This window comes from Micromonospora sp. WMMD712, from assembly GCF_029581295.1.
Taxonomy (GTDB): domain Bacteria; phylum Actinomycetota; class Actinomycetes; order Mycobacteriales; family Micromonosporaceae; genus Micromonospora; species Micromonospora carbonacea.
In genome coordinates this window covers 7,660,018-7,674,617 of record NZ_CP120743.1, presented here as the reverse complement: position 1 = coordinate 7,674,617, position 14,600 = coordinate 7,660,018, and the positions used below count along the sequence as shown (strand labels likewise).

The 14,600-nt window shown below is 77.2% G+C and carries 14 protein-coding genes; 7 read left to right on the top strand and 7 right to left on the bottom strand.

Annotated elements, in window-relative coordinates:
* Positions 1-76 precede the first annotated feature (76 nt).
* Positions 77-895, bottom strand: coding sequence for an IclR family transcriptional regulator (locus tag O7633_RS32475; RefSeq protein ID WP_218107437.1), 819 nt, complete (start codon positions 893-895; stop codon positions 77-79).
* A gap of 131 nt (positions 896-1,026) precedes the next feature.
* Between O7633_RS32475 and O7633_RS32470 the strand changes: the two genes are divergently transcribed.
* Both O7633_RS32470 and dmpG read left to right on the top strand, forming a co-directional pair.
* On the top strand, positions 1,027-1,962 hold the full coding sequence (locus tag O7633_RS32470) for an acetaldehyde dehydrogenase (acetylating) (protein WP_282325138.1): 936 nt from the start codon (positions 1,027-1,029) through the stop codon (positions 1,960-1,962).
* The gene (dmpG, locus tag O7633_RS32465; RefSeq protein ID WP_282325137.1) at positions 1,959-2,972 is read left to right on the top strand and encodes a 4-hydroxy-2-oxovalerate aldolase; all 1,014 of its coding nucleotides are present in this window, start codon (positions 1,959-1,961) and stop codon (positions 2,970-2,972) included. The genes O7633_RS32470 and dmpG overlap by 4 nt, the downstream gene beginning before the upstream one ends.
* Before the next feature lie 26 nt (positions 2,973-2,998).
* On the opposite strand, the gene O7633_RS32460 is transcribed toward dmpG, so the two are convergent.
* The 6 genes from O7633_RS32460 to O7633_RS32435 form a co-directional block, all read right to left on the bottom strand.
* The gene (locus O7633_RS32460; RefSeq protein WP_282325136.1) at positions 2,999-3,829 is read right to left on the bottom strand and encodes a hypothetical protein; all 831 of its coding nucleotides are present in this window, start codon (positions 3,827-3,829) and stop codon (positions 2,999-3,001) included.
* Positions 3,826-4,335: a sigma-70 family RNA polymerase sigma factor gene (locus O7633_RS32455; protein WP_074478772.1), complete on the bottom strand. Its 510-nt coding sequence runs from the start codon at positions 4,333-4,335 to the stop codon at positions 3,826-3,828. The genes O7633_RS32460 and O7633_RS32455 overlap by 4 nt, the downstream gene beginning before the upstream one ends.
* Before the next feature lie 103 nt (positions 4,336-4,438).
* Positions 4,439-5,092: a hypothetical protein gene (locus O7633_RS32450; protein ID WP_282325135.1), complete on the bottom strand. Its 654-nt coding sequence runs from the start codon at positions 5,090-5,092 to the stop codon at positions 4,439-4,441.
* Between the two features lie 155 nt (positions 5,093-5,247).
* Positions 5,248-6,870, bottom strand: coding sequence for a PucR family transcriptional regulator (locus O7633_RS32445; protein ID WP_282325134.1), 1,623 nt, complete (start codon positions 6,868-6,870; stop codon positions 5,248-5,250).
* Between the two features lie 74 nt (positions 6,871-6,944).
* A complete protein-coding gene (locus O7633_RS32440; RefSeq protein WP_282325133.1) occupies positions 6,945-9,677 on the bottom strand; it encodes a molybdopterin cofactor-binding domain-containing protein in 2,733 nt (910 codons plus the stop codon).
* Positions 9,674-10,507: an FAD binding domain-containing protein gene (locus O7633_RS32435; protein WP_282325132.1), complete on the bottom strand. Its 834-nt coding sequence runs from the start codon at positions 10,505-10,507 to the stop codon at positions 9,674-9,676. The genes O7633_RS32440 and O7633_RS32435 overlap by 4 nt, the downstream gene beginning before the upstream one ends.
* Positions 10,508-10,859: 352 nt before the next feature.
* Here O7633_RS32435 and O7633_RS32430 point away from each other — a divergent pair, with 352 nt between their 5' ends.
* From O7633_RS32430 to pucL, 5 genes are all read left to right on the top strand, one after another.
* Positions 10,860-11,531 (top strand): NTP transferase domain-containing protein, encoded by a 672-nt coding sequence (locus O7633_RS32430; RefSeq protein ID WP_282325131.1) that lies wholly within the window; start codon positions 10,860-10,862, stop codon positions 11,529-11,531.
* A complete protein-coding gene (locus tag O7633_RS32425; protein ID WP_282325130.1) occupies positions 11,524-12,633 on the top strand; it encodes an XdhC/CoxI family protein in 1,110 nt (369 codons plus the stop codon). Before O7633_RS32430 ends, O7633_RS32425 begins: the two co-directional genes overlap by 8 nt.
* A gap of 259 nt (positions 12,634-12,892) precedes the next feature.
* Positions 12,893-13,399: a 2-oxo-4-hydroxy-4-carboxy-5-ureidoimidazoline decarboxylase gene (gene uraD, locus O7633_RS32420; protein ID WP_282325129.1), complete on the top strand. Its 507-nt coding sequence runs from the start codon at positions 12,893-12,895 to the stop codon at positions 13,397-13,399.
* Complete coding sequence (gene uraH, locus O7633_RS32415) at positions 13,386-13,739, top strand: hydroxyisourate hydrolase (RefSeq protein ID WP_282325128.1); 354 nt, start codon at positions 13,386-13,388, stop codon at positions 13,737-13,739. The genes uraD and uraH overlap by 14 nt, the downstream gene beginning before the upstream one ends.
* A 3-nt stretch (positions 13,740-13,742) precedes the next feature.
* Positions 13,743-14,597, top strand: coding sequence for a factor-independent urate hydroxylase (pucL, locus tag O7633_RS32410; RefSeq protein ID WP_278134123.1), 855 nt, complete (start codon positions 13,743-13,745; stop codon positions 14,595-14,597).
* Positions 14,598-14,600: the final 3 nt, after the last annotated feature.

The window sequence follows — 14,600 nt, the reverse complement described above, 5'->3', positions numbered from 1 at the left end:
CGGCGCGGTCGGCCGGGGCGTCCGCAGTGGCCGCCGGTGTCCGCAGTGGCCGCCGCGCGCCGGGGCGGCGGCCGGCTCACCGGCGCGGGCCGGCCCGGGACAGGACGCGGGAGAGGGCGAGGCTGGCGGTGCGCACCGCCGGGGCGAGCCGGGCCGGCGGCGCCTGGTGCGCGGGCACCGAGATGGACAGCGCGGCGACGATCCGGCCGTGCACCAGGACGGGCGACGCCACGCAGGACAGCCCGGGGGCGGCCTCCTGCCGGTCGTAGCCGACCCCGCAGCGGCGGATCCGGGCCAGCTCGTCGGCGAGCCGCCCGGGGTCGGTGACGGAGTGCGCGGTCAGCCGGGGCAACGGCTGCGCCAGCACCTCGTCGATGAGCTCCTGCCCGGACCAGGCGAGCAGCACCTTGCCGACGCCGGTGCAGGTCAGCGGCAGGCGTCCGCCGACCCGCGCCGGGGTGTCGATGCCCGTGTGCCCGCGGATCCGGTCGGCGTAGACCACGTCGAGGCCGTCACGGACGGCGAGGTGGATGGTCTCGTGGGTGGCCTCGTAGAGGTCCTGGAGGAACGGCAGCGCGGCCTCGCGCAGGCGCAGCTTGACCGGCACCAGCTCGCCCAGCTCGAACAGCCCGATGCCGAGCCCGAACCCGACCGGGGCGCGTTGCAGCAGCCCCAGCCCGACCAGTTGCTCGGCCAGCCGGTGCACGGTGGCCTTCGGCAGGCCCGTGCGCCGGGACAGCTCGGTCAGGCGCAGTGCCTCCTCCCCCGGGCGGAACGCGCGCAGCAGCCGTACCCCCCGGTCGAGCACGTTGCCCCGGCCGGGGCCCGCCGGGCCGGGCGGCGACGCCCCCGGGCCGTCCGTGTCGGCGAATCCCGCCGTGTCGTTCCGTGGCATGGAACACGAGGTTGCCAGCCGGCCGGCGCGGCGTCTACACCTGGAGGCCGGATGCCGGGCACCCCGGCAGGCCGTTCCGCCGGGGGCGACGGCCGGGTGTCCGTTTCGTCCCAGGCCAGGGAGCAGGAGACATGCCCAAGACGAAGGTCGCCATCATCGGCTCCGGGAACATCGGCACCGACCTGATGATCAAGATTCTGCGGGGGTCGGAGACGATGGAGGTGGCCGCCCTCGTCGGCATCGACCCCCGCTCCGACGGACTGGCGCGGGCGGCCCGGCTCGGCGTGCCGGTCGTCCCGACCGGCGTGCGGGGGCTGCTCGACCACCCCGAGTTCAGCGACGTCCGGATCGTGTTCGACGCCACGTCGGCGCAGGCCCACCTCGCCAACGACGCCGCCCTGCGCGGGGCCGACCTCACGCTCGTCGACCTGACGCCGGCGGCGATCGGCCCGTACGTGGTGCCGCCGGTCAACCTCGACGAGCACCTCGACGCGCCCAACCTGAACATGGTCACCTGCGGCGGCCAGGCCACCATCCCGATGGTCGCGGCGATCTCCTCGGTCGCCACCACGCACTACGCCGAGATCGTCGCGTCGATCTCGTCGCGCTCGGCCGGGCCCGGCACCCGGGCGAACATCGACGAGTTCACCGAGACCACCGCGCGGGCGATCGAGCGGGTGGGCGGGGCCCGGCGCGGCAAGGCGATCATCGTGCTGAACCCCGCCGAACCGCCGCTGATCATGCGCGACACCGTCTTCTGCATCGTCGACGACTGCGACCGCGACGCGGTCACGGCGGCCGTGCTGGCCATGGTCGGGAAGGTCCGGGAGTACGTGCCCGGGTACCGGCTCAAGCAGGACGTCCAGTTCCGCAGGATCACGGCGGGCAGCCCGGAGGCCGACCTCGTCCCGCACGCCCCACCCGGCGACCGCTGGGTGGTCAGCGTGTTCCTGGAGGTGGAGGGGGCGGGCCACTACCTGCCCACGTACGCGGGCAACCTGGACATCATGACCTCCGCCGCGCGGCAGGTCGGCGAGCGGCTGGCGACGGCGGTGACGGCCCGATGAGCACCCGGATCTACGTCCAGGACGTCACCCTCCGCGACGGCATGCACGCCATCCGGCACCGCTACACCCTCGACCAGGTCCGGGCCGTCGCCGCGGCCCTGGACGCGGCCGGCGTCGCCGCGATCGAGGTGTCGCACGGCGACGGGCTGGCCGGCAGCAGCCTCAACTACGGCCCCGGGGCGCACACCGACTGGGAGTGGATCGAGGCCGCCGCCGAGGTGGTCGGGCGGGCGACCCTCACCGGCCTCCTGCTGCCCGGCATCGGCACCGTGCGCGAGCTGCGGAAAGCCTGGGACCACGGCATCCGCTCGATCCGCATCGCCACCCACTGCACCGAGGCGGACATCGCCAACCAGCACATCGCCGCCGCCCGGGAGCTGGGCATGGACGTCTCGGGCTTCCTGATGATGTCGCACCTGGCGCCGCCGAAGGTGCTCGCCGAGCAGGCGCGGATCATGGAGGCGGCGGGCGCGCACTGCGTCTACGTCACCGACTCCGGCGGCCGGTTGACCATGGACGGCGTCCGGGAGCGCGTGCGCGCGTACCGCGACGTGCTCGCGCCGCAGACCCAGATCGGCATCCACGCCCACCACAACCTGGGCCTCGGCGTGGCCAACTCGGTCGTCGCCGTCGAGGAGGGGGTGCACCGGGTCGACGCGTCCCTCGCGGGCCAGGGTGCCGGGGCCGGAAACTGCCCGATCGAGGCGTTCGTCGCCGTCGCCGACCTCACCGGCTGGGAGCACGGCTGCGACCTGTTCGCGCTCATGGACGCGGCCGACGACCTCGTCCGCCCGCTCCAGGACCGCCCGGTGCGCGTCGACCGCGAGACGCTGACCCTGGGGTACGCGGGCGTCTACTCCAGCTTCCTGCGCCACGCCGAGGCCGCCGCGGCCGAGTACGGCCTCGACACCCGCAGCATCCTCGTCGAGGTGGGGCGGCGGCAGCTGGTCGGCGGCCAGGAGGACATGATCGTCGACATCGCGCTCGACCTGCGACGGCAGCGCTCGTAGCGGCCGGCGCGGCCCCGCCGGGCGGTTCAGTCCGGCGCGGACCCGTTGTCGACCAGGCGGAACCGGTCGGTCACGGGCGCGTCGCCGGCCTCCTCCAGGATCAGCCCCCGCGTCGGCGAGTGTTGCAGGTACGCCGACTGGCTGCTGATCGCGTACGCCGACCCGTCGCGCACGACGGTGAACCGCTGCCTCGGTTCGTCCGGGGCGCATGCGGCCGCCTCGACCCGCAGCGGCTCGCTGCCGGAGGACCGGACCTCCCAGCAGGTGTCGGTCCCGTCGGGGCCGGGCTCGGCGGCGCGGATCTGGTAGCCGTCCCCCTGCGGCGCGAACACGAACAGCTGGCGGCCCTCGTCGCCGTCGACCTCCGCCAGCCGGCCGTCGTCGAGCAGCGACACGCCGCCCTCCGCGGCCACCCGCACGACGGTGACCTGACGCTGTCCCGACAGCACCCGGTCGCCGGCCGGCGGGCCGGACGATCCGGTGGGCGGGTCGGACGTGCCGCCGGTCGGCCCGGACGTCGTGTCGTCCTCCGAGCTGGGCGACGTGCGCTCCGGCGTGGGCGAGAGGCGGTCCGGCCCGGGTGACGTCGGGTCCGGCCAGGGCGACGCGGCCGGGGCGGAGGTGGGGCCCGCCGGACCGATCGGGACGGGCTGCGGCGGGCCGCCGGACCCGGCGAGGGCGACACCGGCACCGAGCGCGACGACGGCGAGGGCGGCGAGCGACACCGAGGCCGCCCGGCGTCGCCGGCGGCGGGCGTCGCCGCGCCGCCGGACGTCGGCGGCGGCGGGGACGCCCCCCTGCCCGCCGTGGCCCGCCAGCGCCCGCAGGGCGTCGGCGAGCTGGTTGTCGGAACTCATGACCGCGCCCTTTCGTCCACCCCGTGGTGCTCCGGTTCGGTCAGGTGCGCGGCGAGGGCCCGCCGGCCCCGGGCCAGCCGCGTCTTGACGGTGTTCTCGTTGGCGCCGACCTCGGCCGCGATCTCGGCCACGCTCAGCCCGACCAGGTGGTGCAGCACCACGGCCCGGCGCTGCTCGGCGGAGATGTGCCGCAGCGCGGCCACGATCGCGACGTGGTCGACCGAGGCGGCGTCGACGCGTTGCTCGGTGGCCTCCCGGCGGTGGGCACGCATCCGGTTGACGGTCTTGCGCCAGGCGCTCACCGCCACCCGGTACGCCACCCGGCGCACCCACGCCTCCGGGCTGTCGCACCCCCGCACCACGGCCCAGCGGTCCCAGGCCCGGGCATAGGCCTCGGCCACCGCGTCCTCGGCCTCGGCCCGGTTGCCGACCATCGCATACAGCTGTCCCAGCACCCGGTGGGCGGACGCGGAGTAGAAGGCGTCGAACTCCGCAGCGTCACGCATCGGTCAAAGTCTCCACCAGACCTGGTCGGTTCGGTAAACGGGGTCCTCCCGGGTGACGTCGGCGGCCCGGCCGGTGAACGGCCGGCCGGGCCGCCGACGGTGGTCACCGGCGCGGGGCCGGTCCGGTGTCGTTGAACCGGAAGCTGCTGGCCGGCGGGGCGTCGCCCAGCTCCTCCAGGATCAGCCCGGAGCGCGCCGAGTCGCGCAGGTACGCCCACCCGTTGCTGATCAGGTACTCGCGCGCCCCGCCGCCGGGGGCGGGCGCGATGGCGAACCGCTGCGCCGGGTCGTCCGCCCGGCAGGGGGCGCCGGCGACGTACAGCGGCTGGCCGTTGTCCGGATTGCGCGCCTGCCAGCAGACCGGCTGCCCGGTGCCGCCGCCGTAGTACGCCTTGATCAGGTATTCGCCCGCGCCCAGCGGGGTCGGCACGAACACCTGCCGGCCACGGTCGTCGTCCACCTCCGCCAGCCGCCCGCCGTCGAGCAGGGACAGCCCCGACTCGAACGACCCCACCCGGACGATCGTGACCCGGCGCTTGCCCGACAACAGCGGGTCCTTGCTCGCCCGCGGCGCCGGGACCGCCGGGGCCGCGGCACGGGGCGCCGCCTGCGGCGCCGCCCCGGCCGCCACCGGCGCCGGCGCCACCCCGGACGGCGCGGCGTCGCCCGCGGACGCCGACAACGCCCCGTAGAGCGTCGCGGCGGCACCGGTCAGCACCACCAGGCCCGCACCGGCGAGCCACCTACGCACCAACACCGTTACCTCCCCACCGCCCCGGCTCCCCGGGGCCCAGGCCGAGACCGGCCAGCCCTGCCGGCTGGCGGTTCTCACTCGACTCGACCTGATGACGCGTGCGGGGGCCGGCAGGTTTCAGCAGCCGGCGCGGAAAAGCGTCGGCGGCCGCGCCGGGGTCAGGAACCGGACGGCCCGCCCAGCCGCAGGGCCAGGAAGAGGTCCACCCGGTCGGCGAACCGGTCGAGGTCGCGGCCGGTGAGCCGCTCGATCTGGCCGATCCGGTACCGCAGGGTGTTGACGTGCACGTGCAGCGACTCGGCGCACCGCCGCCAGGCCCCGTTGGCGGACAGGAACGCGTTGAGGGTGTGCACGAGGTCCGTGCCGTGCTGCCGGTCGTAGCCGGTCAGCGGGTCGAGCAGCCGGGACCGGAAGGCGCGCTGGGTGTCGGCCGGCACCCCGGCGAGCAGCATCAGGTGGGAGGCCACCTCGTCGGAGCGGACCACGGCCACCGGCCCGGGCCGGGCCGCCGCCGCGCGCAGGGCGTGGGTGGCCTCCTGCACGAGACCCGGCAGCGCCGTGGCCGCCCGGCCGGCGGTGCTGATGCCGACGGCGAGCCGCCCGGGGCCCAGCCCGGCCGCCAGGACGTCGAGGGTGTCGCGGAGCGCGCCGGCCACGCTCGCGGCGGTCGGCCCCGACGCGGCGTCGCCCACGACCGCCAGCACGGGCGCGTCCGGCGCGCCGCCGGGCAGCGCCGCCGTCACGGCCGCCGGCAGGCCCGTGGCGCGGACCGCCTCCCGCAGCACGGCCAGGGCGAGCGCCGGGGGCGTCCGCAGGCCGGTCAGGGTCGCGGCCAGCGCGACGAAGCCCCGGTCCGGCGACAGCCCGCAGGCCCGCAGCCGGGCCCGCAGGTCGGCCTCGTCGCCGTCGCCGGCCAGCGCCCGCCCCACCTGGTCGGCCAGGCGTTGCTCGACGCGCTCGGCCTCGTCGGCCTGGGTCCGTTCCAGGGCGACCACGTCGACCAGCTCGGCCAGCGCGTCACCACCGGGCTCCGGCCCGGCCGGCGGCTCCGACCCGCTCGGGGCGCACCCCTGCGGGACGGCCGGGGCGCAGGCGAGCAGCCAGGACGCCATCCGGTGCTCCGGGGACCCGGTGATCGCGGTGACCGACACCGGGACCCCGTCGACCCGGGTGGTGAACGGCAGCCGGGTGGCCGTCAGGAAGGCGGCGCACAGGTCCCGGGCGGCCGGGGCCGGCAGCGGGGCGGTGCCGGCGATCCGCCGGCCGGCGGGCGAGAGCAGCCAGCAGCGTACGCCCAGGTCGGCGGCGATGGCCGGCAGCAGGTCGGGCAGCCGGGCCCCGGCGGTCATCGCCGCGACCACCCCGCGCTGCCGGCCGAGCACGGTGGCCAGCCCGTTGGCCCGTTGCTTCCACACCGACGGCGCGAACGCCTCGATCACCTCGCGGAAGGACACCTCCACCGGGACCTCGAACAGGGGCACGCCGTGCCGGCGGCACGCCTCGACCAGGTCGGCCGGCACCCGGCCGAGGGCCGCGTGGCCGGCGCCGATCGCGGCGACCCGGGCCGTGGCGCAGGCCCGGACGAAGTTCTCGGCGTCGGTCGCCCCCCGCCGCCACATCAGGCCGGTGAGCACCACCTCGCCGCCGCAGAGGTAGCGGCGGGGGTCGGGCAGGTCGGTGACGAAGACCTGGGTCACCGGCCGGTCCAGCCCGTCGTCGCCGGTGAGCAGGGTCAGCCTGAGGGCCGGCAGGGCCAGGGCGTCGCGCAGCAGCATCGTCATCCCCGTCGTCGAGGAACCCGATCGGAAAACGGTAGGACGGTGAGGTTTCCGTTTCGTATCGGATCCTCGCCGGTTCACGGCGGAACGCGCCGGCCGTCCTGCCCGGACAGGCGTTGCCAGACCCGGTCGCGGGTGAACGGCAGGTCGGTGAAGCGGACCCCCGTCGCGTCGCGCAGCGCGTTGGCCATGGCCGCGGCGACCGGGTTGAACGGGCTCTCGCTCATCGACTTCGCCCCGGCCGGCCCCAGCGGGTCGGCGGTGCGGGCGAAGTGCACCTCCGTACGCGGCACGTCGGCGAAGGTCGGCAGGTGGTAGTCGCGGAAGCCGGTGGTGGTCACCCGGCCCTCGGCGTCGAGGCGGACGTGCTCGGCGAGGGTGGCCCCGAGCGCCTGCGCCACGCCCCCCTCGACCTGGGCGCGGCACTGCATCGGGTTGAGCACGGTGCCGGCGTCCGCGGCGTGCACGCTGCGCAGCACCCTGATCTCGCCGGTCTCGGGGTCGACGGCGACGCGGAACCAGTGGACGTTGAACGCCACCGACCGTTCGGCCCCGTCGGCGTGCCCGGTGGCGGTCGGCGGGACGCCCCGGGCGGCGGCCAGCCGGTGCAGGTCGGCCAGGGGCAGCGGCTCGCCACCGCCGTGGACGGCGTCGGGGCCCAGCCGCAGGCCGCCGGGTCCGCCGGGGCGGGCCCCGGCGGCGAGGTCGAGCAGCAGCGCGCGCAGGGCGGTCGCCGCCCGGAGCACGGCGGTGCCGGCCACCGTCGTGGCGGTCGAGGCGAACGCGCCGGTGTCGTGCCCGACCAGCGCGGTGTCCGACTGCCGGACCCGGATCCGGTCCACCGTGGTCCCCAGCACGTCGGCGGCGATCTGCCGGTGGACCGTGGTGGAGCCGTTGCCGAACTCGGCCGTCCCCACGTCGAGCTGGTAGCCGCCGGCCGGGGTGAGGCTCAGCCGGGCCCGGCCGTGGTGTCCCCCCGGCGGGCCGGTCGCGATCATGGCCAGCGCGGATCCCTCGCCGACCTGCCATCCCGCCGGCGCGCCGGCCCCGGTGTCCGGCTGCGCCGCCGCCGAGCGGACGACGTCGAGGCACTGGTCCAGGCCGTAGCTGCGGATCGCGAGGTCGTCGGGGTGCCCGGCCGGGGTGATCAGGTCGTCGCCGTCGCGGACGACGTTGCGGGCACGGAACTCCGCCGGCGCGACGCCCAGCCGGCGGGCCAGCTCGTCGACGGCGGACTCGACGGCGAAGGAGACCTGACCGAGGCCGTATCCCCGGAAGGCCCCGGCCGGGACCGTGTTGGTGTAGACCGCGTAGGCGTCGATCCGCTTGGCGGGGCACCGGTAGACCGCCACCGACTCGGCGCAGCCGTGGAAGAGCACCCCCGGCCCGTGGTTGCCGTACGCGCCGGTGTCCGAGACCACCCGCAGCCGCAGCGCGGTCAGCGTCCCGTCGCGTCGGCCGCCGACGCGGACCCGGACGGTGAACGGGTGCCGGGTGGTGGCCGCGGTGAACTGCTCGGCCCGGGTGAACTCCAGCTTCACCGGCCGACCGGTGCGCAGGGCGGCGAGCAGCGCCACGTCCTCGACCAGCATCTCCTGCTTGCCGCCGAAGCCGCCGCCGACCCGGCCGGCGACCACCCGGATCCGCTCGGGCGGCAGGTCGAAGATGCCGGCGAGGGCCCGCCGGGTGAGGAACGGCGTCTGGGTGCTGCTGCGCACGACGATCCGCCCGTCCGGGTCGAACGAGACGATCGCGCAGTGCGTCTCCAGGTGCGCGTGCTGCACCCGCTGGGTGCGGAACGTCTCCTCGTAGACCACGTCGGCGGCGGCGAACCCGGCGGCCACGTCGCCGCACTCGCCGTGCAGCTCGGCGGCCACGTTCCCGGCCGGTCGGGCGATGCGCGACCGCGCGTCCTTGTCGCCGTGGATCGCCGGCGCGTCCGCCCGCATCGCCTGATCGGGGTCGGTGACGGCGGGCAGCGCCCGGTAGTCGACGCGGACCAGGGCGCAGCCCTGCTCGGCGGCGGCCTCGGTCTCGGCGACCACGGCGGCGACCCGCTGCCCGACGTGCCGGACCACGTCGTCGAGGACGCGGGTGTCGGCCGGGTCGTCGGCGGCGTTCTCGTGCTGGGCGGTGGAGAAGAGCGCCGCCGGGGCGTCCCGGTGGGTGAGCACGGCGAGCACGCCGGGCACGGCCAGGGCCGCGCTCGCGTCGATGCCGACGATCCGGGCGTGCGGCACGGTGGAGCGGACCAGCCGGACGTGGGCGAGGCCGGGCACCGAGACGTCGGCGGTGAACCGGGCCGCGCCGGTGACGATGTCGGGCCCGGCCGGGGCGGGCAGGTTGCGGCCGACCGTCTCGCCCGCCGGCGCGTCCTCGGTGGTGCGGACGCCGTGCAGCGCGTCGGCGATCGACCGGTATCCGGTGCACCGGCACAGGTTGCCCTTGAGCGCGGCGGGCAGGTCGGCGCGCTGCGCCTCGTCGAGGGCGACGGCGGTCATGATCAGCCCGGCGGTGCAGAAGCCGCACTGGAAGCCCTGGGCGTCGAGGAACCGCTGTTGCGTCTCGGCCCCGCCGGGCACCGCGGCGACGCCCTCGATGGTGGTCACCTCGCGGCCGACGGCCCGCACGGCGGGATAGAGGCAACTGTGCACGGGCACGCCGTCGACGTGCACCGTGCACGCCCCGCAGTCGCCGGTGTCGCAGCCCTTCTTCACCCCGAACCAGCCCTGTTCCCGCAGGTAGCCACGCAGGCACTGGCCGCCGGCCGGCGCGACGGCGCACGGCTGGCCGTTCACCCGCACGCTCACCGCGCCGCCACCTGCGCCAGCTCGGCGCGGACCTGCTCGGCCAGCCGCAGGGTCATCCGCCGCCGCCACGCCGGCAGGCCGTGCACGTCGTCGTACCAGTCCCCGGCGGGGATCCGGGCGTCCAGCAGCTCGGCCAGCTCACCCGGCCGGGGCGGGCCGGGCAGGGCGACGCCGACCGGCCGCCGGGTGGCGGCGGTCACGGTGAGGGTGACCGCGCCGGTGTCGGGGTCCCGGTGGCCGACGACGAGCGCCGCCGAGCGGCCGAGCGGGTGCAGCGACGCCCGGCGCAGCGCGAACCGGCCGCCCAGCACCCGCGCCGGCAGGCGGATCGTGTGCAGGTACTCGTCGGGGCGCAGCACCGTGACGCCCACGTCGCGGACCAGCTCGGCCGCCGGCACGCGTCGTCGCCGCCCGGCCAGGTCCCGGATCAGGCAGCTCCCCTCGGCGGCGGTGACCAGCGAGATCATCGGCCCGGCCGGCAGCGCCGCGCAGAGGTTGCCGCCGACCGTCGCGACGTTCCACACCTTGAACGAGGCGAGGAACGCGTCGCAGCAGCCGCGCACCAGCGGGCCCAGCGACGGCCAGCGCGGCGGCGGCGCGTAGCGGGACAGCTCGGCGACGGTGCAGGTCGCGGCGATGTCGAGGCCCGGCTCGGCCGGGTCGGGGCTGAGCCGCAGCGGGGGCCAGGCCAGGGCGGTGAGGTCGCGCAGCCGGCGCGCCTGCGGCTGCGGCTGCGCGAAGAGGTGGGTGCCGCCGCCGAGCCAGCGGTCGCCCTCCCGCCACGCGTCGGCGTCCGCGGCGATCACGTCCTGCACGGTGAACAGGTCCACAGGCTTCGCGCTTTCGTTCGGGGCGGATGCCGCCGGCGGGCGTCCACCGCCGGGTGGGGCGGGCACGGGCCGGTGGCGGTGGCCGTTCAGGGGAATCCAAGCAATCCGGCCGCCGGCCCGACAATGCGCGCCGGGGACAACGCGACCGGGGGCCGGACCGTCCGCGTTGGACGAAGCTCCAAACCGGGGCTGGCCGCGCCCCACCCGGGGCGGACGCCCTTGACAGCCGCCGGGCCCGCTCCGCATGGTGGGCCGGTCCGACGCCCGCGGGCCACGCCGCGACGAGGCGGCCCGCGACCCGACGCGGGCGTCGGCGGGCGGGGGCGCTCCACCCGGCGTGAGGGGAGACGTCGTGCAGCTGTCCCGTACCCCCGGTCCGTCCCCCGCGGCCGTCGCCGGGCTGGTGCTCGCCGCCGGCGCCGGCCGCCGCTACGGCAGGCCCAAGGCGCTCGTGCGCCACCACGGTTCGCTGCTGGTGGAACGCGCGGTGCGGACCCTGGTCGAGGCCGGCTGCGGGCCGGCGCTGGTGGTGCTCGGCGCGGCGGCCGACCGGGTCCGCGCCGACGCCGACCTCTCCGCCGCCCGGGTGGTCGGCAACCCCCGGTGGGCCACCGGGATGGGCTCCTCGCTGCGGGTGGGGCTGCGGGCGCTGGCCGGCACCGAGGCGGTGGCCGTGGTGGTGCTGCTGGTCGACATGCCGGGCGTCTCCGCCGAGGCGGTGCGACGGGTCGCGGCCGACGCCACCCCGGCGTGCCTGGCCACGGCCGGCTACGGGCCGGGCCGCCGGGGGCATCCGGTGCTGCTGGGCCGGGAGCACTGGGCCGGCGTGTGCGCCTCGGCCGTCGGCGACAGCGGCGCGGGCGGCTACCTGCGGCAACGGCTCGCCCGGGTGCGGATCGTGCCGTGCGCCGACGTGGCCGACGACGCCGACCTCGACGTCCCGCCCGCCGGGGCCACCGCGCCGCCCGCCGCCGGGGCCACCGCCGCCGCCCCGGACGCCGACGGGCGGCCCGGCCGTGGATGAGGTGCTCGCCGAGCTGCTCCGCCGCTGCGCCGACGGCGACGCCGTCGGCCTGGCCACCGTCGTCGAGACCTGGCGCAGCGCCCCCCACCCGGCCGGCACCGCGATGCTGGTCGGCCCGGACGGCGCGGTCACCGGCAGCGTCTCGGGCGGCTGCGTCGAGGCCGCGCTGCACGACGCCTGCCGGGAGGCCGTGCGCACCGGGCGGCCCGCGCTGCTGCGCTTCGGGGTGGCCGGCGCCGACGCCCTCGCGGCGGGCCTGACCTGCGGGGGCACCATCGAGGTGTACGTCGAACGGGTCGACCGCGCCGGCTTCGCGGAGCTGCCGGCGCTGGCCGGGGCCGTCCGGGCGGGCACGGCGGCGGCGGTGCTGACCTGCGTGCAGGGGTCGCCGGGGCGGCTCGGCCGGCGGATCGTGGCCGGGCCGGACGGCCACCAGGGCAGCCTCGGCGACCCCGGGCTGGACGAGGCGGCGCTGGCCGCCGGCCGCCGGCTGCTGGCCGAGGGCCGCAGCGGGCCGGTGCGGCTGCCGCCCGCCGGTCCCGGCGCGGCGGGGCCGGTGCGGGTGCTGGTGCGCTCCTATCCCCCGCCGCCCCGGTTGATCGTGTGCGGCGCGATCGACGTGGCGGCCGAGCTGGCCCGGGTCGGCGTCGTCCTCGGCTACCGGGTCACCGTCTGCGACGCCCGCCCGGTCTTCGCCACCGCGCGCCGCTTCCCGCAGGCGCGGGAGGTGGTGGTCGACTGGCCGCACCGCTACCTCGCGGCCGAGGCCGCGGCGGGTCGGCTGGACGGGCGCACCGCCGTCTGCGTGCTCACCCACGACCCCAGGTTCGACGTGCCGGTGCTGCGGCTGGCCCTCGGCCTCCCGCTGGGCTTCGTCGGGGCGATGGGCTCCCGGCGGACCCACCACGACCGGCTCGGCCGGCTCCGCGAGGCCGGACTCACCGACGCGGAGCTGGCCCGGCTGAGCTCCCCCGTGGGCCTGGACGTGGGGGGCCGCGACGCCGCCGAGGTCGCGGTCAGCATCGCCGCGGAACTCGTCGCCGTGCGGCACGGCCGCGCGGGCGGGCGGCTGCGCGACGCCACCGGCGACCTCCACGGCTGACATCCATGGGAGATCCCGCCCCGCCGGGGCCACGGCTGCGCACCTGCCACGACTGCGCTCCGGCTGCTGGCTGCGGCTGCGGCCACGAGCTGCGGCTGCGGTCGGGGCCCGGCCGGGGCGAGGCGGAGCCGGTGGGCGCTGGACGAACGTACAACGGCGGGGCCGGCGGGCCCCGCGGTTTTGGTCATCGCGGCGCTGTCGACCCCGCCGGTCGGCCTGTTTGACTGCTCCTGCCAGGCGGGGCCAGGGGAGGCGACCGGTGGGACGGATCGAGGAGTTCAACGCGCTCGCCGCGCAGCGGGCCGAGGACGACCTGCTGGCCTGCTGCGCCGTGCCCCGCTGGGCCCGCGAGGTCGCGGCGGGGCGGCCGTACCCGGACCTGGCCGCGCTGCTGGCCGCGGCGCACGCCGCCAGCGCCCGGCTCACCTGGCCGGAGGTCACGCAGGCGCTCGCCGCCCACCCGCGCATCGGCCAGCGTCCGACGGGGCAGCGCCGGGAGGACGGCTGGTCGCGCGGGGAACAGTCCGGCCTGGACGCGGCGTCCGACGGCACCCGGGCCGCCGTCGCCGAGGCCAACGAGGCGTACGAGCGCCGCTTCGGGCACCTGTTCCTGGTCTGCGCGGCCGGCCGCACCGACGCGGAGCTGCTGGCCGCCGCGCGGGCCCGGCTGGCGCACGACGAGGCCACCGAGCGGGAGGTGGTACGCGGGGAGCTGGCGAAGATCGCCGCGCTGCGGATCAGGAAGCTGCTCGATGAGCCGGCCTGACGCGGGGGCGGCCGCGCCGCTGTCCACGCACGTGCTGGACACGGTCGTCGGCGCGCCCGCGCCGGGCATCGGCGTCCGGCTCGACCGGCTCGACGGCACGCGGTGGCGGCAGGTCGCCGCCGGCCGCACCGACGCCGACGGCCGGCTGCGCGACTGGGTGCCGGCGGCACAGTGGACGGCCGGCCGCTACCGGCTCGTCTTCGACCTCGACGCCCGCCCCGGGCCGGACCCCTTCTTCCCGGAGGTGGTGCTCACCTTCACCGTCGGCGACCCCGCGGCGCGCCTGCACCTGCCGCTGCTGCTCAGCCCGTTCGGCTACACGACCTACCGAGGGAGTTGACAGATGGGAATCGTGCTGGGGCCCAACCGGTACGGCAAGGCCCAGGTGCGCGTGGTCCACGTGGTCCGCGACGGCGACCGGCACACGCTGCGGGACCTCGACGTGCGCACCGCCCTCGCCGGCGACCTCGCCGCCACCCATCTCACCGGCGACAACGGCCAGGTGCTGCCGACCGACTCGCAGAAGAACACGGTGTACGCGTTCGCCCGCAGACACGGCGTCGCCTCGCCCGAGGCGTTCGCGCTCCTGCTGGCCCGGCACTTCGTGCACGCCCAGCCGGCCGTCCGGCGCGCCGAGGTGGCGGTGCGGGAGTTCGGCTGGCAGCGGCTCGGGCAGCACTCCTTCCAGCGCGGCGGCGCGGAGACCCGCACCGCGACGGTCAGCTACGACGGCGAGACCGCCCGGGTCGTGTCCGGGCTGACCGACCTGGTGCTGCTGAACACCACGAACTCCGAGTTCCACGGCTTCGTGCGCGACGAGTACACGACGCTGCCGGAGACCACCGACCGGATCCTGGCCACCGCCGTGGACGCCCGCTGGCGGCACCTCGACGCCGACGCGGACTGGGACGCCGCCCACCGGCAGGTGCGCGAGGCGCTGGTCGCCGCGTTCGTCGAGACGTACAGCAGGTCGTTGCAGCAGACGCTGTACGCGATGGGCCGCCGGGTGCTGGAGACCCGGCCGGAGGTGGCGGAGATAAAGCTGTCGCTGCCCAACCGGCACCACCTCCCGGTCGACCTGTCGCCGTTCGGGCTGGACAACCCCAACGCCGTCTTCGTCGCCACCGACCAGCCGTACGGGCTGATCGAGGGCACCGTCGGCCGCGACGGCGTCGCCCCGGCCGACGGCGACTGGTGACGC